Source organism: Agromyces aerolatus, assembly GCF_031432255.1.
Taxonomy (GTDB): Bacteria; Actinomycetota; Actinomycetes; order Actinomycetales; family Microbacteriaceae; genus Agromyces.
In genome coordinates, this window is the sequence record NZ_JAVKGQ010000008.1 from 12,354 (window position 1) to 38,422 (window position 26,069).

Genomic DNA, 26,069 nt, shown 5'->3' on the forward strand with positions numbered 1-26,069 from the left:
GCGGCCCACCCACGCGGAAGCGCCGCCGGACCCGTGGGTCCGGCGGCGCTTCGCGGGAGGCTGAGCGGTCAGTCGGCCTTGACGACCGTGAAGTCGGCCGCCAGCTCGACGTCGAGGTCGTCGCCGTTCGCGAGGTCGATCTCGACCTCCCAGAGGTGGTCGTCGTCGTCGCTCAGCTCGACGTCGGTCACGGTGCCGCCGCCCGCGTGCGCGAGCGCGGCGTCGATCGCGCGCTGACGGTCGGCGGGATCGATCGCCCGGTCGCCGCCCCGGTCGTCGTCGTCATCGTCGTCGTTCTGCACCGACACGACGTTGAGGTCGCGGTCGAGCTTGACCTCGACCGAGCCGCCCGCGTCGAGCCGGACATCGATCTCGTACGCGTGGCTCGAGTCGTCATCCGCGTCCGCGTCGGTGACCGTGCCGGGGCCCACCTCGGCGAGCGCGGCGGCCACCGCGGCCTCGAGCTGGCCCGACTGGCCGGACTGGCCGTCCGCAGACCCGGACGGAGCGGCCGGAACAGCCGGGACCCCCGGAGCGGCCGGCGCCGCCGTGCGGTCGTCGCGACCGTCGGAGTCGTCCGATCCGACCGCGAACGCGGTAGCGGTCGCCCCGATCGCGAGCACTCCCGCCGCGGCGGCCGACGTGATCCAGATGGTGCGCTTCTTCATGAGGTTCCTCCCCGTTCGACTGGTTCGGATCCCACCCTCCCGTCCGGCCGCTGAAGCCAGCCTGAAGTGCGCTGAAGCCGTCTTCAGGCGGCGTTCGGCAGCCGCACCGTGACGCGCGCGCCGCCGAGCGGCGAGTCCCCGATCGTGACCGATCCGCCGTGCGCGACCGCGATCTCTCGCACGATCGCGAGTCCGAGCCCGTTGCCGCCCGTGTCGCGCGCACGCGCGTCGTCGAGGCGCACGAACCGTTCGAACACCCGCTCACGGTCCGCGGTCGGGATGCCGGCGCCGTCGTCGTCGACGAGCAGCGTCGCGCCCGAGGCATCCGTCGCCACCGTGAACGCGACCCGGCCGTGCGCGTGCCGGGCCGCATTGTCGGCGAGGTTGCGCACGAGCTGTTGCAGCAGCCCGAGATCGCCGCGCACGCGAGCCGGCGACACCTGCGAGGCATCCGTCGCCACCGTCGCAGCGGCGCCGAGCCGGCGCGCCTCGGCGAACGCGAGGTCGTCGAGGTCGACATCGGTGACGGCGAGGGCGAGCGCGCGTTCGTCGGCGCGCGCGAGCACGAGCATGCCCTGCACGAGCCGTTCGAGCCGCGCGCCCTCGTCGAGCACGGCCTCGCCGAGCTCGGCCTGGCTGATCCGGTCGGGGTGTCGCAGCGCGACCTCGGCGAACTGCCGGAGCGACGCGAGCGGGGACTTCAGCTCGTGCGAGGCGTCCGAGATGAAGCGTCGCTGGGTCGCCGCCGAGGCCTCGAGGCGCGCCAGCATGCCGTTCATGGTGTGCGCGAGGCGGCCGATCTCGTCGCTCGTCTCGGGTTCGGGCACCCGGCGCGAGAGGTCGCTGCCGCTGACCGCGTCGACCTCTCGTCGCATCCGCTCGACGGGCGCGAGGGCGCGCCGGGCCGTGAGCCACGCGGTGACGGCGACCAGCGCGACGAGCAGCGGCACCGCGATCGCGAGCATGACGCCCACGGTCGCGAGGGTCGACTCGGCCTGCGCGGTGCTGCGGCCCGCGACCACCACCCAGTCGCCGTCACGCTCGGCGGCGGACGCATACGCGTCGTCTTCTCCGGGAAACTGCACCGTGCCAGGTGCCGAACCGTCGCGATCCGAGAGGGCTGGCGCGTCCTCGGCGGCCCCGCTGGCCGCCACGACCGCGCCGGTGTCGCGGTCGATGACCTGCACGAACCGGTCGTCGTCGAGGTCCGGCAGCATCGCTTCGATCGCGTCGCGATCGGCGGCGGATGCCTCGTCGGATGCCTCGCCGGCGGAGCCGCCATCGTCCCGGTCGTCGCCATCACCGTGGTCGCCGTCGCCGTCGTCGCCGTCGTCCTCGTCGAGGTCGAGCGCGTCGAGCTGCTGCGCGAGGGTCGAGGCATCCTGTTGGGCCGCCGCGTCGAGCTGGGCGGTGAGCGACGCGCGAAGCGTCGCCCAGAAGACGAGCGCGCCGACGACCAGCGCGACGGCGACGACGAGCGTCGCCGCGGTCGTCACGCGCCGGACGACACCCGCGCGGCGGCGGCGCTCAGCCACCGGCCGCGCCCGTCCGGCCGGAGCGGGTCGCGGCGATCCGGTAGCCCGCGCCGCGCATGGTCTCGATGCTCTCGACGCCGAAGGGGCGGTCGACCTTGTTCCGCAGGTGCCTGATGTAGACCTCGACGATGTTCGGGTCGCCGTCGAACCCGAAGTCCCACACGCCGTTGAGGATGTCCGGCTTGGGCACGACATCACCCGCGCGGCGCATGAGGAACTCGAGCACGGCGAACTCGCGCGTGGTGAGCTCGATCGGTGCGCCGGCCCGGGCGACGGTGCGGGCGGCCGGGTCGAGCGTCAGGTCGCCGACCTCGAGCGTCGCCGGCCGGGCGCTGCCTCCGCGCCGGATGAGCGCGCGCACGCGCGCGACCAGCACCGCGAACGAGAACGGCTTCGTGAGGTAGTCGTCGGCGCCCGTGTCGAGGCCCTCGACCTCGTCCCATTCGCCGTCCTTCGCGGTGAGCATGAGCACGGGCGTCCAGATCTGCTCGTCGCGCAGGGTGCGGCAGACGACATAGCCGTTCATGCGCGGCAGCATGATGTCGAGCAGGATGGCCGCGTACTCGTGCTCGCGCGCATACCAGAGCCCCTCGGCACCGTCGTGGGCGACGTCGACCGCGAACCCCTCGGCCTCGAGACCGCGCTTCAACCCCTCGGCGAGTCGGACCTCGTCATCGACCACGAGCAGACGCATGACCCCATCGTGGCCGATCGCGACTGAAACGGGGCTGAAGCGGCGCGTCGCCTCACGGGGCCGACGCCCCGCCCGACGCGAGCGCGCGCTCGATCAGACCCCAGACGCCACGCGCGTCGGTGGACCGGGCGATGCGCGTCCGGCAGCCCTCTGGCGCGGGTGCGCGCAGGTCGGCGACCGTCATGCCGCGCGTCCGCGATCCGGTCAGCTCAACCGTCACCGGCGCCGGGACGACGTCGAACAGCTCGGGCGCGATCGCGTAGGCGACGGCGCACGCATCGTGCACCGGCGGTGCGGTGAAGGCACCCGCCATCCCCTCGTACCCCTCGTAGGACTTCGCGTAGAACGCCAGGAGCTCGACGACGAACCGTGCGACCGGCGTGTCGATCGCCTCGATCCTGCCGAGCACGTCCGGCGACGCCGTGGTGGTGTTCGTCACGTCCAGCCCGATGATCGTCACCGGCCAGCCCGCCTCGTAGACGATGTGCGCCGCCTCGGGGTCGGAGAGCACGTTGAACTCGGCGACCGGCGTGCGATTGCCCACGTGGAATCCGCCGCCCATGGTGACGACGCCGGCGACCCGCTCGACGATCCGGGGCTCCAGGCGCACGGCCAGCGCGAGATTGGTGAGCGGGCCGAGCGCGACCAGGGTGATCTCGCCGGCCGGCGCGGCCATGATCGTGTCGATCATGAGCTGGACGGCGTGGCGCGGGTCGAGCGCTCGCGACGGCTCGGGCAGGTCGGGGCCGTCGAGTCCGGTGCGCCCGTGGATGCCCAGGTCGGGCAGCGGATCGTGGACCAGCGGGCGATGCGCTCCGGCCGCGACCGGGATCGCGTGCTGCTCGGCGATGTCGCACAGGATGAGCGCGTTGTTCGCCACGTGCTCGATGCTCTGGTTGCCCCGGACGGTCGTGACCGCGGCGACCTCGACCGCCGGGTCGCCGAACGCGAGGAACAGCGCGATCGCGTCGTCGTGCCCGGGATCGCAGTCGATGATGAGCTTCTTCGTCATGGTCTTCGGGGCTCCTTCGGTCCGATGATCTGCAAGGTTGACTCGCATTTGGCGTCTTGCTATCGTCCAATCTACGCGGGTAGACAACCCGCGTAGACAACTCGGGTAGACCGCCCCGCAGATCGAGTCGAAGAGGACGAGACGAACATGCCGCACGACACGCGCACCCGTGGGCGGAAAGCCACCCGCGAAGACGTCGCGGCACTCGCCGGCACCTCCGTCGCGGTCGTCAGCTACGTTACGAACGGCGGTCCGCGGCCCGTCGCCGCCGAGACCCGAGCGCGCGTGGAGCGCGCGATCGACGAGCTCGGGTACCGGCCCAACAGCGTCGCCAAGTCGCTCGCATCCGGCTCGAGCGGCGCACTCGCACTGCTCGTCCCCGACATCTCGAACAGCTTCTTCGCGACCATGGCGCACGCGCTCGAGGACGCGGTCACGGCGCGCGGCAAGGTGCTCCTCCTGGGCGACGCGGCCGAGAGCATGGCCCGCGAGAGCGAGCTCATCGACGCGTTCCTCGACCGGCAGGTCGACGGACTGATCTACATCGGCGTGCACGACCGGTCGCACGCGAGCAAGGCGATGGCGGCCGGCGTCCCGCTGGTGGTGCTCGACCGGAAGACGAGCGACAGCCACGCCTCATCCGCACTCGTCGACAATGTCGGAGGCGCCTTCGAGGCGACCCGTCACCTCATCGGCCACGGCTACCGGCGCATCGGGATCGTCGAGGGACCCGCCGGGATCTCCACGGCACAGGACCGCGTCCTCGGGTGGGAACGAGCGATGCAGGAGGCGGGGCTCACGGTCCAGGACGGCTGGCGCGCGCGCGGCCCGTTCACCAAAGCCGACGGATTCCGTGCCGGCCTCGAGATCCTCGGGTCGGACGACGCACCGGAAGCGCTCTTCGTGAGCAGCGAGCAGCAGGCGATCGGCGTGCTGCTCGCCGCACACAAGCTGAAGATCCACGTCCCGTCGGATCTCGCACTCTTCTCCTTCGACGGCACGGCCGAGTCGCAGTTCTCGGTGCCGCCCCTCTCGACCGTCGTCCAGCCGTTCGGCGACCTGGCGAACACCGCCGTCGACCTGCTGCTCGACCGCGCGACCGCGCCCGGCGTGCACGTCGTGTGCGACTTCTCGCTCGCCATCCGCGAGAGCTGCGGATGCGACGTCGAGGCTCCCGCGGGCACCGAGGCGTGACCGGCGCCGCGCGGCGCTGATCGCGCACGCCGCCAAGACCCAGCACACCACACGACCCAATGGAGGGACACCCCTGATGAAGCTCATCCTCGACGTCGACACCGGGACCGATGACGCGGTCGCGATCATGATGGCCGCGCTCAACCCGAGCCTCGACCTGATCGCCTGCACGACCGTGCGCGGCAACCTCCCCGTCGAGGAGACGACCGGTAACACCCTTGCGGTGCTCGACCACATCGGCGCTACCGGCATCCCGGTCTACCGCGGGCTGGACCGCGCATTCACGCCGCTGCACACCCCGGCGCTGTCGACGCGGGGCGTCACCGGGACGCAGCGGATGCATCCGGTCTCCCTCGGCCTCGACGCGCCGACGAGCCGCGAGCAGTCGGCCACCGCCGTGGAGTTCCTCGTCGAGACGCTGCGCAGCACGACCGAGCAGATCACCCTCGTCCCGGTGGCACCGCTGACCAACATCGCCGCGGCGGTCACGTGCGACCCGAAGATCGTCGACGCGGTCGCCGAGGTCGTCATCATGGGCGGGGCGCACGCCTTCGGCAACGTGACCCCGGCCGCCGAGGCGAACATCTGGCACGACCCGTACGCGGCCGACGTGGTCTTCCAGGCCGGCTTCGAGCGGCTCGTCCTCGTGCCGCTCGACGCCACCCACCAGGCCCTGATCGACCAGGCCCAGGCCGACGAGCTGGCCGCGCTGGGCACACCCGCCGCGGAGGCGGCGAGCAGGTTCATCTCGCACCGCATCGCGGTGCACGACGAGAGCCAGCCGCAGCCGATCCCGCACAGCGCCGCGGTGCACGACGCGCTGTGCATCGCCTACCTGCTCGACCCCGAGGTGCTCGACCTCGAACACCTCCACGTCGGGATCGAGACCACGGGCCAGCGCACGTTCGGCCGCACCGTGGTCGACGTCCGCCGACGGGGCGCGGAGGCGCCGAACGCCTTCGTCGCGACGAGCGCCGATCGGCAGCGCTTCTTCGAACTGATGCGCGACAGCATGAAGCCGGCCGCGTGACGGTTCATCCCCCGAAGACCCACCGAGAGATCCACCACCACTGCAAAGGAGCACATCAATGAAGAACCGGATCGTAGGCACGTTCGCCATGGCCGCCGTGGCCGGGCTGACGCTCGCGGGCTGCGCGGCCTCCGACGGAGGAGCGGGCAAGGGGCCGGCGACCGCCGAGTGCCCCGACGGCGTCACGACGCTCACCGTGCTGCGCGCACAGAACACCTTCCCGCTGGACTCGCAGCTGGAGGACTACCAGGCGACCAACGAGTGCGTGGAGTTCGACGTCACCGAGGTCCCGTTCGGTCAGCTCGCCGACAAGATCAGCGTGCTCGCATCGGCGAAGTCGATGCCGGACATCGTCGGCTACGACGGCCCCAACACGCAGGCCTACGCGTCGCAGGGCCTGCTGCTCCCGCTGGACGAGTACCTGCCCGAGGGGTGGCACGACGATGTCATCCCCGCGACGCTCACCGAGAACAGCTGGGACGGCAAGGTCTACTCCCCCGGGCTGCAGCAGGACGCGCTCGCGCTCTACTACAACAAGACGATGACGGATGCCGCGGGCATCACGGTCCCGGACACCATCGAGGACGCGTGGACCTGGCCCGAGGCGCTCGAGGCCTTCCAGGCGTGCCAGCAGGGTTCGGGCACCGACATCACGGTGTTCGGCCTCGCACCCTCGCGACTGGGCAACGGCACGCCCGGCGCCATCTACCGCGACCTGCTGTTCCAGCGCAGCATGGGCGACCCGGATGCCCCGGAGGACTCGGACGAGTACAAGACCTTCTGGGCGCTGTCCCCGGACGGCAAGGAAGTGGACGGGTGGCTGAACACCCCTGAGGCCGTCGAGGCCACCACGTTCTACCAGAACCTGTTCCAGGGCGAGAACCAGGTCACCTCGAAGGACCCGATCCCGAACGCGCTGATCGACGGCAAGGCCTGCTTCGACCTCGAGGTCGCGAGCATGATCACGATGCTCGAGGACGCCGAGGTCGACTTCGAGTGGGCGGTCGCCCCGATGCCGTACTTCAACACGCCCATCGTGCACACCGGCGCGGTCACGCTCGGCGTGGGCGCGACGGCTCCGAACCCCGAGGTCGCGGCCGAGGCCGTCGTCGCGATGAGCACCGGCGAGCTCCTGACCAAGATGGCCACGGAGAACCGCCGCATCCCGGTCCTGACCTCGTCGATCGCCGAGATCCCCGCGCTGAGCGAGGCGCCCTACCGCGTCCTGGTCGACGAGATCCAGGAGTGGGGCCAGCCGCGCCCGCTGACGCCCGCGTTCACGCAGTACGCGCAGTTCGTCACCGACGGCCTCCGCGACATCGCCTACGGCAGCGACCCCGCCGAGATGCTGGACCGCGCCGCCCAGCAGATCACGCCCGTCCTGCGCTGACCCGACCAGGGCATCCCGGTGCCGTCTGGTTCCGTCCTTTCGGTTCCAGACGGCACCGCCCGAGGAGTGACCGCATGTTCAAGCACCGCCCACGAGCGCAGCTGCACATCCATCTCGTGCTCGCGGGAGCGTACTTCGCGCTGTACGCACTGCTGCTGACCGTCGTGCCGAGCTGGGCGACGCGGCAGGGCGCCGATGCCGCGGCCGCCTCGCTGCTGGTGTCGCTGCTCGCGGTCTCCGCCCTGATCACCGACACCGCGACCGGGCGCCTGGTCGGCCGTCTCGGGCCACGGCCGGTGATGTTCGCTGGTGCGGCGACCATGGCCGTGGGCGCGGCGGTGCTCTTCGCCGACACCGGGTACGCCGGCTCGTGCGTCGCCGCGGTGGTCCTCGGGTGCGCCTTCTCCCTGCTCTTCACCCCGATCCTCTCGGGGCTCGCGTCGCACGCCGGGCCGAACCAGGTCTGGGCGCAGACGGTGAACTCGGCCTGGCAGCGGGGCGGCGCACTCATCGCCGCGCTGTTCCTCGTGAACGTCGCCTCGCCCTCGAGCTCCCTGCCGGTCTTCGTCGCGACCGTCGTGCTCGTCGCCGGTCTCGTCGTCACGATCGCGATCGCGAGGGCGCCGAGCCTCGACGACGAGACCGTGCGCGCGGCGGAAGCCGAGGCACTGGCCGCGACGGCGATCGTGACCGCGGATGGGCCTGCGGCCCCGGGTGGCCGGCAACCCCGCAGCCGGCTCGCGCACCTCATCCGGGAGTCGCCGAAGCTCCGGCTGGGTCTGATCGTCTCGGCCGCGACGCCGCTCCTGGTGATCGCCGGCTCGTCGTTCTTCCCGCTGTACCTGCTCGCGACCGACCGCGCCCATCTCGTGGCACCTGCGCTGGTCGCTCGCGAGATCGTCGCGATCGTGTTCGTGCTGCTGCTCGCGCGGGTCGTCGATCGCCGGCGCCTCGCCCGACTCTGGCTGGTCGCGCTCGCGATCGGCGCGCTGGGCTTCGCCGCGACCGCGCTGCCCGTCGACGACGTCGTGCTGGTGGTCGTGTTCGCCCTCCACGGCGCCGCGATCAGCTCGGGCATCGTGACGGGCAACGTCCTGATCTTCGACGGCACGTCCGCACGGACGCGCCCCTACGGCTACGCCGCCGGCTCCATGGTCAGCCGGCTCGCGAGCCTCGTCCTCCCACTCGTCATGGGACTCGCACTCACCGTCGACCCGGGGGCCATGAGCGTCACGGTCGGCGGGCTCTCAATCCTCGTGGCGATCATCTTCGCCGCCACCTATAGAAAGGCCATCAATGTCGACTGACCGTCTCGAGAGGGAAGCGCCGGCGACACCGGATCCGATGACCATGGTCGTGCTCGGATCCATCCACCTCGACCGGTTCGCGTACCTGACCAGCCTGCCCGCCCCCGGGGAGACGGTCATCGCCGAGCGGACCGCGCAGGGGCTCGGCGGGAAGGGCGCGAACCAGGCGTTCGCCGCGGCGCGCAGCGGCGCCGACGTGCGCTTCGTCGGCGCCGTGGGCGCCGACGACGACGGGGACCGCGCACTGGAGACCCTCGTCGAGGGCGGCGTGGATGTCTCGGCGGTGCTCCGTTCGGACTCGGCCACGGGCTCGGCGTTCATCATGGTCGACTCGCACGGCGAGAACTGCATCGTCGTCACGCGCGGAGCCAATGACGAGGTCACCGCCGATCGGGTCTCCGAGCTGATCGAGCGCATCCGCCCGCAGCTGGTCCTCAGCCAGGGCGAGCTGCCGGTCGAGGCGATCGAGGCCGGCGCCCGGGCGGCGCGATCGGTCGGCGCACGATTCATCCTCAACCTCGCCCCGTTCCATCCGCTGAGCGCGGAGACCCTGGCGTCGGCCGACCCGCTCATCGTGAACGAGCCGGAGTCGATCGCCATTCTGGGAGCCGACGCCCCGGACGGCATCCGCGGCCCCGAGGAGGCCAAGGCGGCGGCGGCGAAGCTCGCGGCCGACGTCGCGAGCAGTGCGGTCGTGACGATCGGCGCACACGGCGCCGCGGCGAGCGACGGCGTCAGCTCGTGGCACGTGCCGGCGCTGCCGATCGACAAGGTCGTCGACACGACCGGCGCGGGCGACATCTTCACGGGAGTGCTCGTCACCGGGCTCGCCCAGGGGCTTTCGCTCGCGGACGCGGTCCAACGCGGCGTCATCGCCGGTGGGCTCGCCGTGACCCGCGAGGGCACCATCGCCGCAAGCCCGACGAACGCTGAGATCGCCGCACTGATGCCGGCGGCTGAAGGAAGGATGCAGAACTCATGACCGATCTGGTGACCCCGACGTCGGAGAAGACGGACCGCACCCGTCGGCCGGCTCCGGCGCGCGCGTCGACCGGGCGACCCCGGCACAGCCGGGCCGCACGGCGCAACCTCGCCGCCGCGGGCGCGTTCCTCACTCCGTTCGTGCTGCTCCTGCTCGTCTTCCAGTACGTCCCGCTGTTCGTGCTCGCGCGCGACAGCGTCTACCAGTACTCGCTGTTCAACCCCGACGCCCGGGTGTTCGTCGGCTTCGACAACTTCGTCACCGCGTTCACCGACCCCACGACGGTCCAATCGATGCTGGTCACGCTGATCTTCGTCGTCGGCATGGTCGTCGTCGTCGTGCCGACCTCGTTCCTGCTCGCGGTCTACCTCAACGGCCGGCTGCCGGCCCGCGCGCTGATCCGCACGATGATCTTCCTCCCGGTGGTCACCTCGTCCGTCGTCGTCGCCACGCTGTTCCTGTTCATGCTCGCGCAGCAGGGACTGGTCAACGGCGCGCTGCAGAGCATCGGGCTCGGGCCCATCCCGTTCCTCACCGACCCGGCGTTCGCCCTCCCGGCGATCATCCTGATGTCCGTGTGGCAGCAGGTCGGTCTCGCGGCGGTGCTGTTCCTGGGCGGCCTGCAGGGCATCCCCGAGGAGGTGCAGGAGGCTTCGGTCGTCGACGGCGCAGGCCCGGTCCGCCGCCTGGTGAGCATCACGATCCCGCTCGTCTCGCGGACGACGCTCCTGGTCGTGATCGTCATGACCGTGTTCGCGCTCCAGGCGTTCGCCCCGGCGATGCTGATGACGGGCGGCGGTCCCGTCGGGTCGACGAACCTGATCATCTTCCACATCTACCGAACCGCGTTCAACCTGCAGCAGCCGGGGCTCGCGTCCGCGATCTCGATCATCGTGCTCCTGTTCGCCCTCGCCATCAGCCTCATCCAGATGCGGCTGCTGCGCACCCGCTGGAACTACTAGAAGGAGCCCATGATGCAGACCTCACGTGCTTCCGCGCCCGCGCGCGCCGCCCGCGTGGCGTGGGCCTCGCTGATCCTCCTCGGGATCGTCGTCGTCTTCGTGATGCCGTACCTCTGGATGGTGTCCTCCGGGTTCAAGAGCCAGTTCGACATCTTCAGCGACATCAACCCGTTGAGCTGGGAGGCGTTCCTGCCGGTCAAGGGGACGTTCGAGAACTTCGTCGCGCTGTTCGAGTCGAAGGGCATCGGCCGGGCGCTCGTCAACTCGTTCCTGATCGCTGCGATCCAGGTCGGCGGTGCGCTCGTGGTGTGCTCGCTCGCGGCGTACGCTCTCACGCGGATCCCGTTCAAGGGCCGCAACGTCGTGTTCGCGCTGATCCTGCTCACGTTCATGCTGCCGACCGAGGCCCTGGTGGTCCCGATGTACTCGGTCATCTCGGGGCTGAACCTGCAGGACACGCTCCTCGCGGTCGCCATCCCGTGGGTCGCGAACGTGTTCGGGCTCTTCCTGCTCCGCCAGCACTTCGAGGAGATCCCCGTCGCGCTCGATGAGGCCGCCCGGCTGGACGGCGCCGGCCATTTCCGGATCTTCTGGAGCATCATCCTGCCGAACGTGCGCACCGCGCTCGCAACGCTGTGCCTGGTGATGTTCCTGTTCTCCTGGAACTCGTTCCTCTGGCCGCTGGTCGTGACGCAGTCGCCCGAGAACCAGCCGGTCCAGGTGAACATCGCCCAGTCGGTCGCGCCGGGTGAGTTCGCCGACTGGGGGCTGACGTTCGCGGGCGCCGCGGTCGCGACGCTCCCGCTCATCATCCTGTTCCTCATCCTTCAGCGGTACTTCGTCCGAGGCCTCGCCAGCACCGGCCTGAAGTGAGCGCACCCGTCTGAAGCGAGCGGAGGCGGGGCCCGGCGTGCCGGGTCCCGCCTCTCCCCTTTTCTCGACCGGCGAGCGGTCGTCTGGCATGCTGACGCCCATGGCGATCGTCGAGGTGCGCGGGCTCCGCAAGACGTACGGTCCGACCGTCGCGGTCGACGACCTCGACCTCGACGTCGACGACGGTGAGATCTTCGGCATCCTCGGGCCGAACGGCTCGGGCAAGACGACGACGGTCGAGTGCATCGCCGGCCTGCGCCGGCCGGATGCCGGTGTCGTCCAGGTCACCGGGCTCGACCCGCACGCCGAGCGCGCACGCGTGACCCGGGTCGTCGGCGTGCAGCTTCAGCAGGCCGGGCTCCCTGCGAAGCAGACGGTCCGTGAGGCCGTCACGCTGTACGCGTCGTTCTACGACGACCCCGTCGACGGCCTCGAGCTCGTCGAACGGCTCGGCCTCGGCTCGAAGCTCGACACCCGCTACGCCGACCTGTCCGGCGGCCAGCAGCAACGACTGGCGATCGCGCTGGCGCTCGTCGGTCGGCCACGCGTCGCCCTGCTCGACGAGCTCAGCACCGGTCTCGACCCGCGGTCGCGTCGGGAGGTGTGGCGCCTCGTGGAGGAGGCCCGCGACGCGGGCACGACCGTCATCCTCGTCACGCACTTCATGGAAGAGGCGCGTCACCTGTGCGACCGGGTCGCCGTGATCGACCAGGGCCGGCTGACCGCACTCGACACACCCGAGGGCGTGATCGGCGGCATCGGCGCGCCGACCGTCATGAGCTTCGCGATCGCAGCGCCCGTGGAGGTCGGGATTCTCGAGGACGTCCCCGGTGTCGCGGGCGTGCGTCGCCGCGACGACGGACGGCTCGAGCTCAGCCTCACCGACGAGGCGGTCCTCCCGGTGCTGCAGGCGCTCGCCGCCCGCGGGATGCATCCGGAGCGCCTTCGCATCGTGGACGCGACGCTCGACGACGCATTCCTCGACCTCACCGGCCCGGACGGGGAGGACTGAGATGGCGTCGTCAGCACGCACGGTCGTGCAGGCCGAGGTCAGGCTGTTCGCCCGTGAGCCCGGCTATGTCTTCTGGATCATCGGGTTCCCGGCTGTCCTGGTCGTCGTGCTCGGGCTCGTCCCGGTGCTCCGCGAACCGATCGACGGCCTCGGCGTCAGCTTCCTGACGATCTACGTCCCGGTCGCGGTGATCCTCGCGATGCTGATGGCGTCACTGCTCGCGATGCCGGTCGTGCTCGCCACCTACCGGGAGCAACGGATCCTGCGCCGGTTCGCGACGACCCCCGTGCGACCGCGCACCGTGCTGTTCGCCCAGTACCTCATCTACGGCACGGCCGCGATCGTCGGCGGCGCGGTCCCGATCCTGCTCGGATTCTTGGCCTATCAGGTCGCGCTGCCGCAGAACGGCGTCGGATATCTCGCGACCGCGCTGCTCATGCTCGCATCCTGCCTCGCGCTCGGCGGCCTGGTCGGCGGCATCGCACGCACCGCGAAGATCGCGACCGCGTGGGGTTCGATCCTGCTGTTCCCGCTCATGTTCACGGCGGGGGTCTGGCTGCCGGTGCAGACGATGCCCGGGCTGCTCGGCGACCTCGTCGCGCTCACCCCGCTCGGCGCGGGCGCGCTCGCCCTGAACGCGACCGCCGCGGGCGGCTGGCCCGGGCTCCAGGAGGTCACCGTCCTGACCGCGTGGACCGCGATCTTCGGCTTCGCCGCGGTGCGCTTCTTCCGGTGGGAGTAGCGCGCGCATCGGGACGGTGCCAGCCGGGACGAGAATCCTGCCGGCGCGTGTCGAAATCGCGGTTGCCCGTTCGCTGAGTGCATGGGACGGTCGGAAGGACCGCCGCCCGCGAAGAGGAGAGTCACACCGTGAAGTACGTACTCATGTTCACGTCGGATCCCGAGCTCGATGCGGCCGTGCCCGCTGAACGAGGCGAAGCCGATCTGCAGCGGATCTTCCAGTGGCACGAGGACAACGCCGCACACATCATCGACGGCGGAGCCGCGCTGCACGACGCGTCGACGGCCACGACCGTGCGCGCCGCAGACCCGGCCCCCGTCGTCGTGGACGGCCCGTTCTCCGAGGCGAAGGAGGTCATCGGCGGGTTCACGCTCATCGACGTCGCGGACCTGGACGCCGCGATCGCTCTCGCGCGCACGTGGCCGTCCCTGGAGCTCCCGGGGAACTCGGTCGAGATCCGGCCGATGTACGACGACGAAGAGCTGTTCGGCCAGTGAGCCACGGGTCGGATGCCACGCCGGAGCCCGCTGCCGGCGAGGCATCCGATCTCGTCCTCACTCGCGTGGTGCGCGAGGAGGCGGCCCGCATCGTCACCGCGCTCGCACGCGCGTTCGGCGATCTCGACCTCGCGGAGGACGCCGTCGCGGGAGCCGTCGAGGCGGCGCTCCGCGAGTGGCGGATACGCGGCGTCCCGCCGAACCCGGCCGCCTGGCTCAGCACCGCCGCCCGCCACGACGCCCTCGACCGGGTGCGGCGCGAGCGGCGGCTCCGCGAGAAGATCGCGCTGCTCCCGGACCTGACCGAAGCGGGCGCGCCGGACGCTCGGGGCGCGCCGGCGGACGAGCGCCTGCCGCTGCTGTTCGGCTGCTGCCACCCCGCACTCGCGCCGGAGGCGCAGCTGGCGCTGTCGCTTCGCGCGGTGCTCGGGCTCACCACGGCCCAGATCGCGCGGGCGACGCTCGAGCCGGTCCCGACGGTCGCCCAGCGGATCTCCCGCGCGAAGCGCAAGATCGTCGCCTCCGGGATCCCGCTCCGCGTCCCCGCGGGCGACGAGCTCGCACCGCGGCTCGACCGGGTGCTCGCGATGATCTCCGTCATGTACGACGCCGCGCATCTCAGGTCCGCGGCGGACGCGTCCGCCGACCGGGACCTCGCCGAGGACGCCCTCTGGCTCGCGCAGGTCGTCGTCGAGGAGCTCCCCCGGCACGCCGAGGCGCACGGCCTGCTGGCGCTCCTGCGGTTCCACCGCGCGCGTGAGGGTGCTCGCGCGGCCGGCGGCGAGCTCGTGCCGCTCCCGGAGCAGGATCGGAGCCGCTGGGATCAGAACCTGATCGCCGACGCGCGGGCCGCGCTCTCGCGGGCCGCGTCGCTGCGGCGCCGGGGACGCTGGCAACTCCACGCCGCGATCGCGGCCTGCCACGCGGATGCCCCGACCGCAGCCGACACCGACTGGCCGCAGGTGCTCGTGCTCTACGACCTCGTGCTCATCTACGACCGCTCACCCTTCGTGCGGTTGAACCGCGTGGTCGCACTCGCCGAGGTCGCCGGCACGCCGGCCGCGCTGCTCGCGCTCGACGAGCTCGAGCCGCGCCTGTCCGGCTCCCATCTCTGGCACGCCGTGCGCGCCGAGCTGCTGCGCCGCGACGGACAGCCCGCCGCCGCGCTCGAGGCCGACCGGCGAGCCCGCGAGCTCACGGCGAACCACGCCGAGCGGCGCTTGCTCGCCGGTCGGATCGACACGGCCGGGCCCGGCCCGGCCGCCTGACGGCCAGGCGACCGGCCAAGCCCCTCGGTCCGCGATCAGTCCACGACCCGATGCTTCCAACAGTCCATCCCCGGCACGAGTTCACGCCTCGCCAGGACACCTAGCGGCCGTGGGTCGTCTTCAGATAGCTCAGGAACGAGGCCTGCAGGCCGGTGAGGTGCGTGCCCTGCATCAGCGCCGTCGACACATCCGACGACCGGCCCTTGGCCTGCAACTGCTCCACGACCAGGAGGACGTTGCGTGCCATCGCGCGGTAGAGCTGCACGGAACCGAGCAGTTCGGCCTCGTTGAACGTGACGTGAAGCTGTGCACCCGCTTCGTCGGGGGCACGGTTCGGGAGGGCGTCGACCAGCTCGAAGATCTGGCTGTTCGTGCCCGCGACGCCGGGGCTGCCCGCGCCGAAGGTCGCGAACGGGCAGGCCCCGCGCAGCCAGGCGTACAGCGCGAACAGGCCGCCGTAGGAGTAGCCGAAGAGGCCATGGCCCGACTCGCTGACCCGGAACCTGGACCGCAGCTCGGGGTGCAGCTCGGTGGTCAGGAAGTCGAGGAAGACGTCACCATGGGTGTCCGCCACCTCCGCGAGGAAGGTGTCCACCTGTGCCTGGGTCATCGCGCCCGAGTCGCGGGCGGCGGTGAGGGTGGCCACCATGTCGTCGCTCACGGGCTCGCCCGGCGGGACGAGGTCACGGTTGCGGAGCTGCGCCCATCGTGCGGCCTCCTCACCCGCGTAGCCGACCGTGACCTGGATGTAGGGCGCGATCGTCAGATACGGATCCGCCTGGACGACGACCAGTGGCGCGGTCAAGCCGACCGTCCAGTTGCCGTCCATCACGTAGATCAGCGGCAGCGGCTCGGTGGACTCCGCATACCCCGGAGGTGTGGTCACCCAGACGCCGTACCGGTGCCCCGACCGTGCGTCGACCTCGAAGTACTCCGTGTCTGCCAGGCAGCCGTGCAACATCTCACTCATCGAGCCTCTCCCTTCACGATTCGGCCGGCTTTCACGACCAGGGCGGCCATCTCCGGGTCGGCGAACACGGTGGCGTCACGGAGCGGGTCTTCGCGCCACGCGACCAGGTCGGCCCGCATGCCGACGCGGATCATCCCGGCGGTCTCGCCGAGACCCAGGATGTCGGCGTTGACGCTCGTGGCCGACACGAGCGCCTGCATGGGCGACTCGAGATCGGCGCGCAAGCGCAACTCCTCGCCTCGGCGCTGCTGGTTCGGCCCGATGAGATCCGAACCCAGGCCGACCCTCACGCCCGCCGCTCGCGCGGCATGGAGCGCTGCGGCCATGCGCACCCGGACCCCGGCGATGCGGTCCCGCGTCGCCGGATCCACGTCCAGGCTGTCGGTGTCTGCGAGCTGTTCGACCACGGCGAAGGTGGGGATCAGCGCCACATCGTGCTCCCGCATCAATCGGGCGGTGGGCTCGTCGATGTCGGTCCCGTGTTCGACACAGCGGACGCCCGCCTGTACCGCGTTGCGGATGCCCGCATTGTTGTGCGCGTGCACCGTGACGTAGGTGCCCCGCGCCCGGGCCTCCTCCACCGCCACGGCGATCTCCTCGATCGTGAACTGGGTGTCGCCGAGGTGGTCGTTCCCGCCGACCACGCCACCGGTGACGCAGAGCTTCAGGAACGTCGCGCCTCGACGGAACGACTCGCGCACGTTGCGCCGCAGCTCATCGGCGTTGGCCGACATCAGCGAGAGCGCACCGAGCCCCGGGACGTGATGCTTCTCCCACAGCTCGGTCGGCTCCCATGCCGCCCCGTAGTAGCCGTGCCCGCCGGTCTGGCACTGCACCGGGCCGCACGAGATGACGTGCGGCCCTCGCACCTTGCCGTTCGCGATGGCGGCGACGACCCCGCCGTCGATGCCACCGGTGTCGCGCACCGTGGTGAAGCCGGCGTCCAGTGCGTGCCCCGCATTCGCGAAGATGTCGGCCGCCAGCTCCGCCACCGACAGCTGGAACCCGAACTGCGCCCTGATCGGGCTGGAGAGCCCGAGATGCACGTGCGCGTCGATCAGACCCGGAGTCAGCAGCATGCCGTCGAGATCGACGGTCTGCGCGCTCGACGGCGCCTGCCCGATCGCGGTGATGACGCCGTCCGACACGCACACGTCGGCCCTGAACGGCTCGGCGCCCGAGCCATCCGCGACGACGCCCCCGGCAAACCAGATCTCGGGCATGCAACCTTCTTCCGAGGACGACTCTGTCCTCAACAGTGGTGAATTCGGTGTTGCACTAACGTACTCAACAGTGGTGAACGAGTCAAGGGAGGCGCCATGAGATCGCCGGTCGGAGAAGGCAAGGAGCGTCTCTTGCAGGCGCTGTTCGACGAGTTCGGCGAGATCGGTCCCAGCCCGAACCTGTCGATGCGCCAGGTGGCCGAACGGCTCGGCGTGCACCACACGCTGCTGACCTATCACTTCGGATCTCGACCGGGCCTGCTGCACGCCGTGCTGGTGGAAGCCCGCCGACGCGACAACCTCGTCATCGCCGCGGCGGCCGACGGGCTCGGGTTCGTCGCGCTCGGCAGGCTCATCTGGGACTTCTATTCCAGCGCCGAACACGAGGATCGGATCCGTGCCTTCTTCCACGTGGTCGGACTCGTGGTGTACGAGCGCGACGCGTTCGAGGAGTTCGTCGCCGACATCGATGACCTGGCGGCACTGCTCGAGGCGGCCGCGCTTCGCGACGGCGCCGGCGCGACCGACGCCAGGCAGCAGAGCATCCTCGTGACCGCCTGCCTGCGCGGCCTCCTGCTGCAGAAGCTGCTCACCCCGGCCGCCCAGGTCGACGTCGTCGCCGAGCGTTTCCTCGAGTCACTGGCTCCTACGCGGTCGGGATGAGGCGGAACGCGTCGGTGAACCCCGGATCGGTGATCGCGGGCCGGGTGAGACTGAACGCGTCGATGTCGTGGTCGGTTCGCCCCGTGGTGGTGAGGTCGGCGAGGATCTGCCCGATGAGGCTCGCGAACTTGCCTGCGTGCCCTGCGCCGTTGAAGACGGCGACGTGCGGATGCCCGGGGATCGTGTCGAGGACGAAATCGCGGTCGGCGGGCATGTCGTAGACACAGGTCTTGCTCACCAGCGGGACCCCTGCCGCTCCGGGCAGATAGTCGGCGAGGAAACGGTGCAGCAGACGTTCCTCATCGCCGTCGCCTTCCCAGACGCGCTGATCGCTCGTGGTGAAGTGCCCGCGCATGTCTCGCGCGATCTTGACGGCGGCCTCGCCGTACACCGGGAAGCCGTAGTAGACCTCGCGTCCATGGTGGATCCAGATGGGGAACCGGTCCGGGGTGAAGTCGGCCAGGTTCGGTGCCGTGAAATAGCTGACCTGCTCCTGCGAAAGGGTGAGCCGGAAGTCGAGTCCGAGGTCCGGCATGAGCTCGCCGAGCCATGACGCGGCCGCGACGACGAGGTGGTCGGCGTCGAAGGTTCCGTCGCTGGTCGTGACCGTGACGCTGTGCTCGTGAACCCGGATCCCCGTCACCTTCGTGCGGGGCAGGAACTCGACCCCCTGGCTCATCGCGAGGGACGTGTGCGCCGACACCGACCTGCGGATGTCGAGGATGCCGCCGGCTGCTTGATACAGACCGACCGTGTCGTCGGAGATCCGCCACTGGGGGTAGCGTGCCCTGATCTCCTCGGCCGTGAGGTCCTCGTACTCGACTCCCGCGGCATCCATCGCCGTCTTGTACCCCTCGATCTCTGCGAGACCGGGACCGTCGGCGGGCGCGAGATCGAGCCCTCCCGTCCGGGTGTAGAGGGCCAGGCCGGACCGCTGCTCGACATGAGCCCAGGCGTCGAACATCGCGTGGGTCAGCTTGGTGTAGGCATCACGGTGGTATGCGTGACGGATGATGCGCGAATGATCCCCCGAGGAGCCGAGTGCGTTGACGAGGTCGTACTGCTCCACCACGAGCACGCGCTCCGCGCCGAGTTCCGACAGCCAGTACGCGGTGGCCGCGCCGATCGCTCCTGCTCCGATGACGATGTGTGAGTAGCCCTGGGCCATGGCGGCCTCCTTCGGTGATTTCGTTCTGGTCATCTCAGCCTCCGGCGCTCGCGGTCGCGAAGATCGGCTGCCCGACCCTGGGCACGGCGTCGAGCAGTTCTCGCGTGTAGGGCTGCGCCGGATTCGTCAGCACCTCGCTGCTCGGCCCGGCTTCCACGATGCTCCCACCGTGCATGACGACCACCTGCGGGCACATGCGCCGGACGATGGGCACGTTGTGCGAGATGAACAAGACGGAGAAGCCGAGTCGCCGCTGAAGATCGACGAGCGCGTTGAGCACCGAGCCCTGTACAGAGACATCCAGGGCGGAGGTGATCTCGTCGGCGATCAGGAAGCCGGGCTCGGCGGCCACGGCGCGGATCAGGGCCACGCGCTGCCGCTGTCCGCCGGAGAGGGAGGACGGGTACGCCCCGGCGAGGGCAGGGTCCAGGTGGACGAGCTCCAGGAGTTCACGGATGCGCTCTCGACGCTGCTCTGACGTGCGCCTGCTGAGGACCCCTCGCGCGATGGCCGCGTCGATGGCCTCGTCGATCGACGCACCGACCGTCATGCGCGGGTCGAGGCAGGCGTTCGGGTCCTGGAAGACCATCTGGATGCCACGCCGACGTCGACGTGCGGCCCCCCGTGCCCGGACGACGTCGACGCCGTCGTACAGGATCCGGCCCGAGGTCGCCTCGACCAGGCCGACCGCGGCTCGTGCCACGGTCGACTTCCCGGATCCCGATTCGCCGACGACGCCGACGATCTCGCCCGCGGTGACGATGAAACTGACCTCGTTCACCGCGGCGACGGCCTGGCGACCGTGACCGTAGACGACCTTCAGGTCGGAGAACTCGAGCGTGCTCATCGTGCAGCTCCCTCGATGGCGAAGCGTGCAGCTCCTTCGACGGTGAAGTCGGTCCCGTCCTCGATGGTCGCGAATGGCGATCCGGGAGGCGCTGCCTCGTCGGGCACCACGGCGAGCAGGGCACGGGTGTACGGGTGCGAGGCCCTCCCCGCCACCAGGTCGGTCGTGGCGATGTTCTCGACGATCTCACCACGGTGCATCACCATGACCCGCGTGCACAGGCCCGTGACGACGGCGAGGTCGTGCGAGACCAGCAGCACCGACGTGCCCTTCTCGACGTTGATCTGCTGGATCAGGCGCAGCACTTCCCGCTGCACGGTCACGTCGAGGGCGGTGGTGGGCTCGTCGGCGACGATCAGTGCGGGGTTCTCGATCAGCCCCATCGCGATCATCGCCCGCTGCCGCATCCCGCCCGAGAACTCGTGGGGATATTGTCTTGCCCGGCGCTCCGGGTCGTTGATGCGCACGGAACGCAGTTGCTCGATCGCGCGTTCCAAGGCTGCGCCGGACCTCATCCCGTCGTGGATCACCGCGGGCTCGCCGACCTGTGCGCCGACCTTGATCGCCGGATTGAGCGAGGTCGAGGGGTCCTGGAAGACGAACGGCATGCGGGTGCCGAGGGTGTGCGCGACCTCGCGCGGCAGCCGATCGGCACGCACCTCGCCTGACGACTGGAGCTGGACGCCGTCGAATTCGATGCGCTCTGCGAGCACGCGGATGGGTGGCTGCAGGAGGGCCCCGACCGCCATGCACGTGAGCGACTTGCCCGAACCGGACTCGCCGACCAAACCGACGATCTCACCGCGACCGATCGAGAACGAGAGGTTCTGGACCGGATACCGCCAGCCGTCCGCCGACGGCACGGCCACGGTCAGTCCGCTCACGCGCAGCACCGGCTGCTCGTCGCGGGTGTCCGCCGAAGCGATCCCGCGAGCGCTGGCTTGTGCGGTGGGTCGCTTCCGCGGAAGTCGCGCTCCGGTCCGCTCGACGCCGAAGAACCTGGCGAGGGTCTCGCCGATGAAGGTGAACGTGATGCCGGCGAAGATGATCGCGAGCACCGGGGCGAGCGCGATCGCCGGGTTGGTGTAGATCCGGCTCAGCCCCTCGCTCAGCAGGCGACCCCAGTCGTACTCGGGTGCTTGAACCCCCAGGCCCAGATAGGAGAGCCCCGTCATCGCCGTGAGTGCGCCTGCGGCGAGAATGCTCGCGTTCACCAGCAGCGGCTCGCGGATGTTCGGGATCACATGCCGGGTGAGGATGCGCAGTCGCGACACCCCGAGCACGCGCGCCGCAGAGATGAAGTCCCGGCCTGCCACCGACGAGCCGAGCGTGTACACCAGCCTGGCGAACACGGGAGCACCGGCCAGGCCGATGGCGATCACCGCACCGACCGCGCCGATGCCGATCGTCAGGGAGAGCACGATGGCCAGGAGCAGGGCGGGGAAGGCGATGGCGAAGCCGATGAAGCCCACGACGAACCGTGCGGCACGTCTCGGCAGGATGGTCGGGAGCACCCCGAGGAGCGTGCCGATGACGACCGCGATGATCGTGCTGGCCAACGCGAGCAGTACGGAGAGCCGGGCCGCCGCCAGGGTGCGGGCGAGCACATCGCGTCCTCCTGCGTCCGTGCCGAACCAGTGCTGGGCGCTCGGGGGCGACGAGAGCGCACCCGTGTCGGTGGTCGCCGCCTGTTCGCCCCAGATCATCGGTCCCGCGACCACGAGGAACAGCAGCAGCGCGCCGGAGACCAGCGCTGCGATGCCAAGGGGTCGGAACAGGACCGGCCAACGCGCTGCGCCGTGTCGCTTCGATGACAAGATCAATGCTCCTTCAACGTCGATCGGCGATCGATGGCCATCAGGATGAGGTCGATGGCCAGCGTCACGAGCAGGACCAAGCTCCCGTAGACGATCACGATGCCCTGCGCGAGCGGATAGTCGTTCTCACGGATCGACTGGACGATCATCTGCCCCAGCCCCGGCCACGCGAAGACGGTCTCCACGAGGACCGCCCCGGCGATCAGGCCGCCGAAGATGAGCCCGCCCACCGTGAGTGCGGAGGTCAGCAGGTTGGGCAGCGCATGCCGGAAGTACAGCCTCGCGCGCGACATGCGTTTCGCTCGTGCGGTGCGCAGGTAGTCCTCGTCGAGCACCGAGAGCGCCTCGATCCGCACGATCCTCGAGAGCGCCGCGATGCCTCCGAGCGACAGGGCGATGACGGGCAGGATGTAGCTTTCCGGACCGCTTCTGCCGGCCACGGGAGCCAGCTGAAGCTGCACGGCGAACACGAAGATCAGCAGCACACCGAGGACGAACTCGGGCACCACCGCGAAGAAGCCCGACGTGGCGGTGTAGCCCAGCTCGAGCCGGCGGCGCTGTCCGCCCCGGGTGAGGGCCGCGACCGTCATCCCGATCGGCACCGAGAGCACGAGCGTGATGATCACCGCGATCCCGGCCAGCTCCAGCGTCGCGGGCAGCCGACTGAGAATGATCTCCCACACCGGCAGCCCCATCTGGAACGAATCGCCGAGATCGCCGCGGAGCAGCCCGCCCCAGAAGTGCAGGTACTGCTCCCAGATCGGCAGATCGAGACCCAGCTGTGCGCGCCGGGCGTCGACGAGCTCTTGTGGCGCCGTCGGACCCAGGGCCAGGCGGATCGGATCGCCGGGAATCATCCTCAGCATGAGGAAGGCCACGGTCACGAGGATCACGAACGACGCCGCGAGGCGCCCCGTGCGCCGGAGCAGGAACCCTGCGATCGATCCCGAGCTCGCGCTGCGCGTCCGCCTGGTGGCAGGAGCCACGAGTTGTGTCATGCCCGCTTCCCCGTTACTGGAGGGCGCGGAGCGTGAAGCCCTGGAGCGCGTTGTCGTCGATCGTCTGGCTCGCTCCGTTGAGGTACAAGCGGATCGGGCTCGAGGCGATCGGCACGAAGTCGACGTCCGTGATCAGGGCCGCTTCGGCCTCCCGCCAGACCGCGCAGCTGTCGACGCCGGGAATCGCGTAGGCCTCGGCGGCCTTCTGTGCGAACGCGTCGTTCGAGACCGAGGCGAAGTTGATCCCGGCGGGCGGGGGCGACCCGCTGAACAACGGAACCGACACCGACGGGGTGTTGTAGTTCGCCCGCACGCCGAGGGTCGCCCCCCAGCCGCTGAGGTCGTCGGGGGTCCACACCTGGCCCACGATCCAGGTGTAGTCGCCGCCGGCCATGTTCACCTCGGCGCCGAGCTTCTGCCACTCAGCAGCGACCATCTCGGCTGCGGCGCTCATCGCATCGGTCGAGTTCACGTAGAGCAGATCGATCTGCAGACGCTGCCCATCCTTCTGGCGAGTGCCGTCGGAGCCGAGCTTCCAGCCGCCCCGGTCGAGCGTGCTGGCTGCCGCGTCGGCGTCGAAGGCGGGAAGGTTGCCGGTCACGCTGTCGAACTCGCACGCGCGCGGGGTGACCGTCATGTTCGATGTCGCTCGCACGCCTTCGCCCTCGAGCATCACCTGGGCGAGCACGTCGAGGTCCAGGGCCTGGATGAACGCCTCGCGCACGGCGAGATCCGCGGTGGGAAGGCCTTCGACCTGATTGAAGAAGATCGCCTCGGGCGAGTTGACGTTCTCCCGGTAGTCGAGTCCGGCGGCCAGCAGTCTCGCCTCATCGGGACCCTCCACCAGCCCGGCGTTCACGTCGCCCGAGAGCAGCAGGTTCGCCTGGGTGCTCGGGTCCGGGACGATCCTGATCGTGAGGGTCTTCGGCACTCCCGGCGTCTGGGCCGTGGTGTCGTCCGGGGCCCAGGCGTAGTCGTCCCGGCGCTCCAGGGTGAGGCTCTCACCCGGCGCGTAGTCGGTGAGCACGAACATGCCGGTTCCGGCGCTCTTGGTCCGGTACGCGTCCGGGTCGTCGAGTGCGGCATCGCAGACGAGATTCAGCATCCCGAGATTGAAGGCCAGGAAGCCCCGGGGCTCCGGGGTGCGCAGCGTGACCGTGTCGCCTTCGACCGACACCGTGGCGTTCGCCGGAACCAGCGTCTCGTTCCAGGCGGACGCGTTGGCCGGGTCGATGACGAACTCGAGGTTCCGCGCCACCGTCTCGGCGGTGAACGGGGTGCCGTCAGAACAGGTCACGCCGTCCCTGACGGTGAAGGTCAGCGAGTCGGGCTCCTCGGTCCACTCCGTGGCGATCCAGGGGCTCAGCTCACCGGTGGGTTCGATCCAGAACAGCCGGTCGCTGGTGAGGTAGTTCACCCGCTGGCTCACGGCCGTGGACGAGATCAGGGGGTGCCAGTCGCCCGCGTCGGATCCGATCACGAGGTTCAGATGCCCGTCGACGGCGAACTCGGGCTCGGCGGCCGCGCCCTCGTCCGTGCCGTCGTTCCCGCCGGCGCAGCCGGCGAGCATCGTCATCGTCAGAGCAGCCGCACCGAGTGCGAACAGTTTCCGCTTCATATGTCTTGCCTCCTACGTGTAAGGGGCCGTGCGCACCCGTCAGGCCGCGTGGGCCGCGTCGTCGTGGTGCGTGCGCACAGCTGAGCACTTCCGCTCGCTTCATCGAGAGCCGAGCGCGGGTCACCTCCTCATGGACGTTCTGCGGGGAAGGAGCTTGCCGGGGTTGAGGATGCCGTGCGGATCGAGTGCGTCCTTGACGGCCTGGTTCATGGCGAGGACATCGGGGGACGCCTCGCGGGTGTATCCGTCGAGCTTGAGCATGCCGACCCCGTGCTCACCGGTCACGGTGCCGCCGAGCGCGATGGCCCCGTCGAGGATCTCCTCGAACGCGGCCTGGGCGCGGATCCGCGCCTCGTCATCGCCCGGAGGGATCACCAGCAGGGGGTGCAGGTTGCCGTCGCCGGCGTGCGCGATGTTGGCGATGATGATGTCGTGCGCTTCGGCGATCGAGTCGATGCGTGCGAGCATCTCCGGCACCGCGCCCTTGGGCACGCACACATCCTCGGTCAGCACCGATCCGAGGCGCTTGAGGGCCGGGTAGGCGAGCCTCCTCGCCTCGAACAGTGCGTCCGCCTCGATCTCGTCGGTGGAGCGGTCGGCCCAGGTGGCACCTGCCTCGAGGAAGCAGGCGAGGATGGCGTCGGCCTCCTCGTCTCCGGAGGCGCCGGCGGTATCGCAGCGGGCGAGGAGCACGGCGTTGGCGTCGACCGCCAAGCCCATGTTCTTCCAGGCGTCGACGGCGGCCAAGCAGTGCCGGTCGATCAGTTCGAGCGCCGATGGGACGATTCCCGCAGCGCCGATCGCCGCAACCGCCCGCCCCGCGTCGACGATCGAGGCGAAGTGCCCAGCCACCGTGCGCTCCGCAGGACGCAGCGGGCGCAGCTTCACCGTGATCTCGGTGATGATGCCGAGCGTTCCCTCGGAGCCGACCAGCAGGTGCGCGAGATCGTACCCGGCGACGCCTTTGGCGGTGCGCCGCCCGACTCTGACGATCTCGCCGGTTCCGGTGACGACTTCGAGCGCCAGCACGTAATCCGAGGTCACCCCGTATTTCACACAGCAGATGCCGCCGGCGTTCGTCGCGACGTTGCCGCCGATCGTCGACCACGCAGAGCTCGCGGGGTCCGGCGGATACCACAGGCCATGCGCGGCGCAGGCCTCGCGCAGGCGATCGTTGACGACGCCGGGTTCCACCACCGCGAGACGCTCGGTCATGTTGATCTCCCGGATCGCATCCATCCGGTCCAGCGCGATGACGACGCATCCATCGACCGCATTCGCACCGCCCGAGAGACCCGTGCCGGCACCGCGGGGAACGACTGGAACGCCGTACGCGATGCAGGCACGCACCACCGCCTGCACATCCAGCGCGGTGCCGGCACGGACGACGGCGATCGGCGTGCCGTATTCGCTCCACGCCGCATCGTCACGAACGAACGCGACGATCGAGTCCGGGTCGTCGATGAGACATCCCTCGGGAAGGGCTGCGCGAATCTCGTTGAGAAGCATTTCTCTCCTGAGGGGCTGATTGGTACACGAATCTAGGAGAGGCGACTCCCGGGCATCAACGGTCAGCTTCTCTACTATGGAGACAGACTT

General features: G+C 70.2%; 24 protein-coding genes. 12 read left to right on the top strand and 12 right to left on the bottom strand.

The window, feature by feature from the left end; genetic code table 11:
- Positions 1-68 precede the first annotated feature (68 nt).
- The 4 genes from RH864_RS11345 to RH864_RS11360 form a co-directional block, all read right to left on the bottom strand.
- Positions 69-668 (bottom strand): PepSY domain-containing protein, encoded by a 600-nt coding sequence (locus RH864_RS11345; RefSeq protein WP_310517667.1) that lies wholly within the window; start codon positions 666-668, stop codon positions 69-71.
- Between the two features lie 83 nt (positions 669-751).
- Positions 752-2,203: a sensor histidine kinase gene (locus RH864_RS11350; RefSeq protein WP_310517668.1), complete on the bottom strand. Its 1,452-nt coding sequence runs from the start codon at positions 2,201-2,203 to the stop codon at positions 752-754.
- Positions 2,196-2,897 carry a response regulator transcription factor gene (locus tag RH864_RS11355; RefSeq protein ID WP_310517669.1) on the bottom strand — a complete coding sequence of 234 codons (702 nt, stop codon included), beginning with the start codon at positions 2,895-2,897 and terminating at the stop codon, positions 2,196-2,198. The genes RH864_RS11350 and RH864_RS11355 overlap by 8 nt, the downstream gene beginning before the upstream one ends.
- 52 nt (positions 2,898-2,949) lie before the next feature.
- Positions 2,950-3,909, bottom strand: a complete 960-nt coding sequence (locus tag RH864_RS11360; protein WP_310517670.1) for a nucleoside hydrolase — start codon at positions 3,907-3,909, stop codon at positions 2,950-2,952.
- 147 nt (positions 3,910-4,056) lie between these two features.
- Here RH864_RS11360 and RH864_RS11365 point away from each other — a divergent pair, with 147 nt between their 5' ends.
- The 11 genes from RH864_RS11365 (at position 4,057) to RH864_RS11415 (ending at position 15,166) form a co-directional block, all read left to right on the top strand.
- Positions 4,057-5,103, top strand: coding sequence for a LacI family DNA-binding transcriptional regulator (locus RH864_RS11365; RefSeq protein WP_310517671.1), 1,047 nt, complete (start codon positions 4,057-4,059; stop codon positions 5,101-5,103).
- A gap of 76 nt (positions 5,104-5,179) precedes the next feature.
- Entirely contained in the window at positions 5,180-6,133 is a 954-nt protein-coding gene (locus RH864_RS11370; protein ID WP_310517672.1) for a nucleoside hydrolase, read from the top strand.
- Positions 6,134-6,191: 58 nt separating this feature from the next.
- Positions 6,192-7,523: an ABC transporter substrate-binding protein gene (locus tag RH864_RS11375; protein WP_310517673.1), complete on the top strand. Its 1,332-nt coding sequence runs from the start codon at positions 6,192-6,194 to the stop codon at positions 7,521-7,523.
- Positions 7,524-7,597: 74 nt separating this feature from the next.
- The gene (locus RH864_RS11380) at positions 7,598-8,830 is read left to right on the top strand and encodes an MFS transporter (protein ID WP_310517674.1); all 1,233 of its coding nucleotides are present in this window, start codon (positions 7,598-7,600) and stop codon (positions 8,828-8,830) included.
- A gap of 37 nt (positions 8,831-8,867) precedes the next feature.
- Complete coding sequence (locus RH864_RS11385) at positions 8,868-9,812, top strand: ribokinase (protein WP_310517675.1); 945 nt, start codon at positions 8,868-8,870, stop codon at positions 9,810-9,812.
- The gene (locus tag RH864_RS11390; RefSeq protein WP_310517676.1) at positions 9,809-10,774 is read left to right on the top strand and encodes a carbohydrate ABC transporter permease; all 966 of its coding nucleotides are present in this window, start codon (positions 9,809-9,811) and stop codon (positions 10,772-10,774) included. The genes RH864_RS11385 and RH864_RS11390 overlap by 4 nt, the downstream gene beginning before the upstream one ends.
- 12 nt (positions 10,775-10,786) lie before the next feature.
- Entirely contained in the window at positions 10,787-11,647 is an 861-nt protein-coding gene (locus RH864_RS11395) for a carbohydrate ABC transporter permease (RefSeq protein WP_310517677.1), read from the top strand.
- 100 nt (positions 11,648-11,747) lie between these two features.
- Positions 11,748-12,659 carry an ABC transporter ATP-binding protein gene (locus RH864_RS11400; protein WP_310517678.1) on the top strand — a complete coding sequence of 304 codons (912 nt, stop codon included), beginning with the start codon at positions 11,748-11,750 and terminating at the stop codon, positions 12,657-12,659.
- Between the two features lies 1 nt (position 12,660).
- Positions 12,661-13,401, top strand: a complete 741-nt coding sequence (locus tag RH864_RS11405) for an ABC transporter permease (protein WP_310517679.1) — start codon at positions 12,661-12,663, stop codon at positions 13,399-13,401.
- A gap of 128 nt (positions 13,402-13,529) precedes the next feature.
- Complete coding sequence (locus RH864_RS11410; protein ID WP_310517680.1) at positions 13,530-13,898, top strand: YciI family protein; 369 nt, start codon at positions 13,530-13,532, stop codon at positions 13,896-13,898.
- A complete protein-coding gene (locus RH864_RS11415) occupies positions 13,895-15,166 on the top strand; it encodes an RNA polymerase sigma factor (protein ID WP_310517681.1) in 1,272 nt (423 codons plus the stop codon). Before RH864_RS11410 ends, RH864_RS11415 begins: the two co-directional genes overlap by 4 nt.
- Before the next feature lie 100 nt (positions 15,167-15,266).
- Here the strand turns inward: RH864_RS11415 and RH864_RS11420 are convergent, their stop codons facing one another.
- Together RH864_RS11420 and RH864_RS11425 are read right to left on the bottom strand one after the other, a co-directional pair.
- On the bottom strand, positions 15,267-16,136 hold the full coding sequence (locus RH864_RS11420; protein WP_310517682.1) for an alpha/beta hydrolase: 870 nt from the start codon (positions 16,134-16,136) through the stop codon (positions 15,267-15,269).
- Complete coding sequence (locus RH864_RS11425) at positions 16,133-17,359, bottom strand: metal-dependent hydrolase family protein (protein WP_310517683.1); 1,227 nt, start codon at positions 17,357-17,359, stop codon at positions 16,133-16,135. Before RH864_RS11425 ends, RH864_RS11420 begins: the two co-directional genes overlap by 4 nt.
- Before the next feature lie 96 nt (positions 17,360-17,455).
- On the opposite strand from RH864_RS11425, the gene RH864_RS11430 reads away from it, so the two are divergent.
- Positions 17,456-18,022: a TetR/AcrR family transcriptional regulator gene (locus RH864_RS11430; RefSeq protein WP_310517684.1), complete on the top strand. Its 567-nt coding sequence runs from the start codon at positions 17,456-17,458 to the stop codon at positions 18,020-18,022.
- Here the strand turns inward: RH864_RS11430 and solA are convergent.
- From solA to RH864_RS11460, 6 genes are all read right to left on the bottom strand, one after another.
- Positions 18,006-19,190: an N-methyl-L-tryptophan oxidase gene (solA, locus tag RH864_RS11435; protein WP_310517685.1), complete on the bottom strand. Its 1,185-nt coding sequence runs from the start codon at positions 19,188-19,190 to the stop codon at positions 18,006-18,008. The genes RH864_RS11430 and solA overlap by 17 nt on opposite strands.
- 34 nt (positions 19,191-19,224) lie before the next feature.
- A complete protein-coding gene (locus tag RH864_RS11440; RefSeq protein WP_310517686.1) occupies positions 19,225-20,037 on the bottom strand; it encodes an ABC transporter ATP-binding protein in 813 nt (270 codons plus the stop codon).
- The gene (locus tag RH864_RS11445; RefSeq protein ID WP_310517687.1) at positions 20,034-21,854 is read right to left on the bottom strand and encodes a dipeptide/oligopeptide/nickel ABC transporter permease/ATP-binding protein; all 1,821 of its coding nucleotides are present in this window, start codon (positions 21,852-21,854) and stop codon (positions 20,034-20,036) included. Before RH864_RS11445 ends, RH864_RS11440 begins: the two co-directional genes overlap by 4 nt.
- 2 nt (positions 21,855-21,856) lie before the next feature.
- The gene (locus RH864_RS11450) at positions 21,857-22,852 is read right to left on the bottom strand and encodes an ABC transporter permease (protein WP_310517688.1); all 996 of its coding nucleotides are present in this window, start codon (positions 22,850-22,852) and stop codon (positions 21,857-21,859) included.
- 13 nt (positions 22,853-22,865) lie between these two features.
- The gene (locus RH864_RS11455; RefSeq protein WP_310517689.1) at positions 22,866-24,470 is read right to left on the bottom strand and encodes an ABC transporter substrate-binding protein; all 1,605 of its coding nucleotides are present in this window, start codon (positions 24,468-24,470) and stop codon (positions 22,866-22,868) included.
- Between the two features lie 120 nt (positions 24,471-24,590).
- The gene (locus RH864_RS11460; RefSeq protein WP_310517690.1) at positions 24,591-25,979 is read right to left on the bottom strand and encodes an FAD-binding oxidoreductase; all 1,389 of its coding nucleotides are present in this window, start codon (positions 25,977-25,979) and stop codon (positions 24,591-24,593) included.
- Positions 25,980-26,069 lie beyond the last annotated feature (90 nt).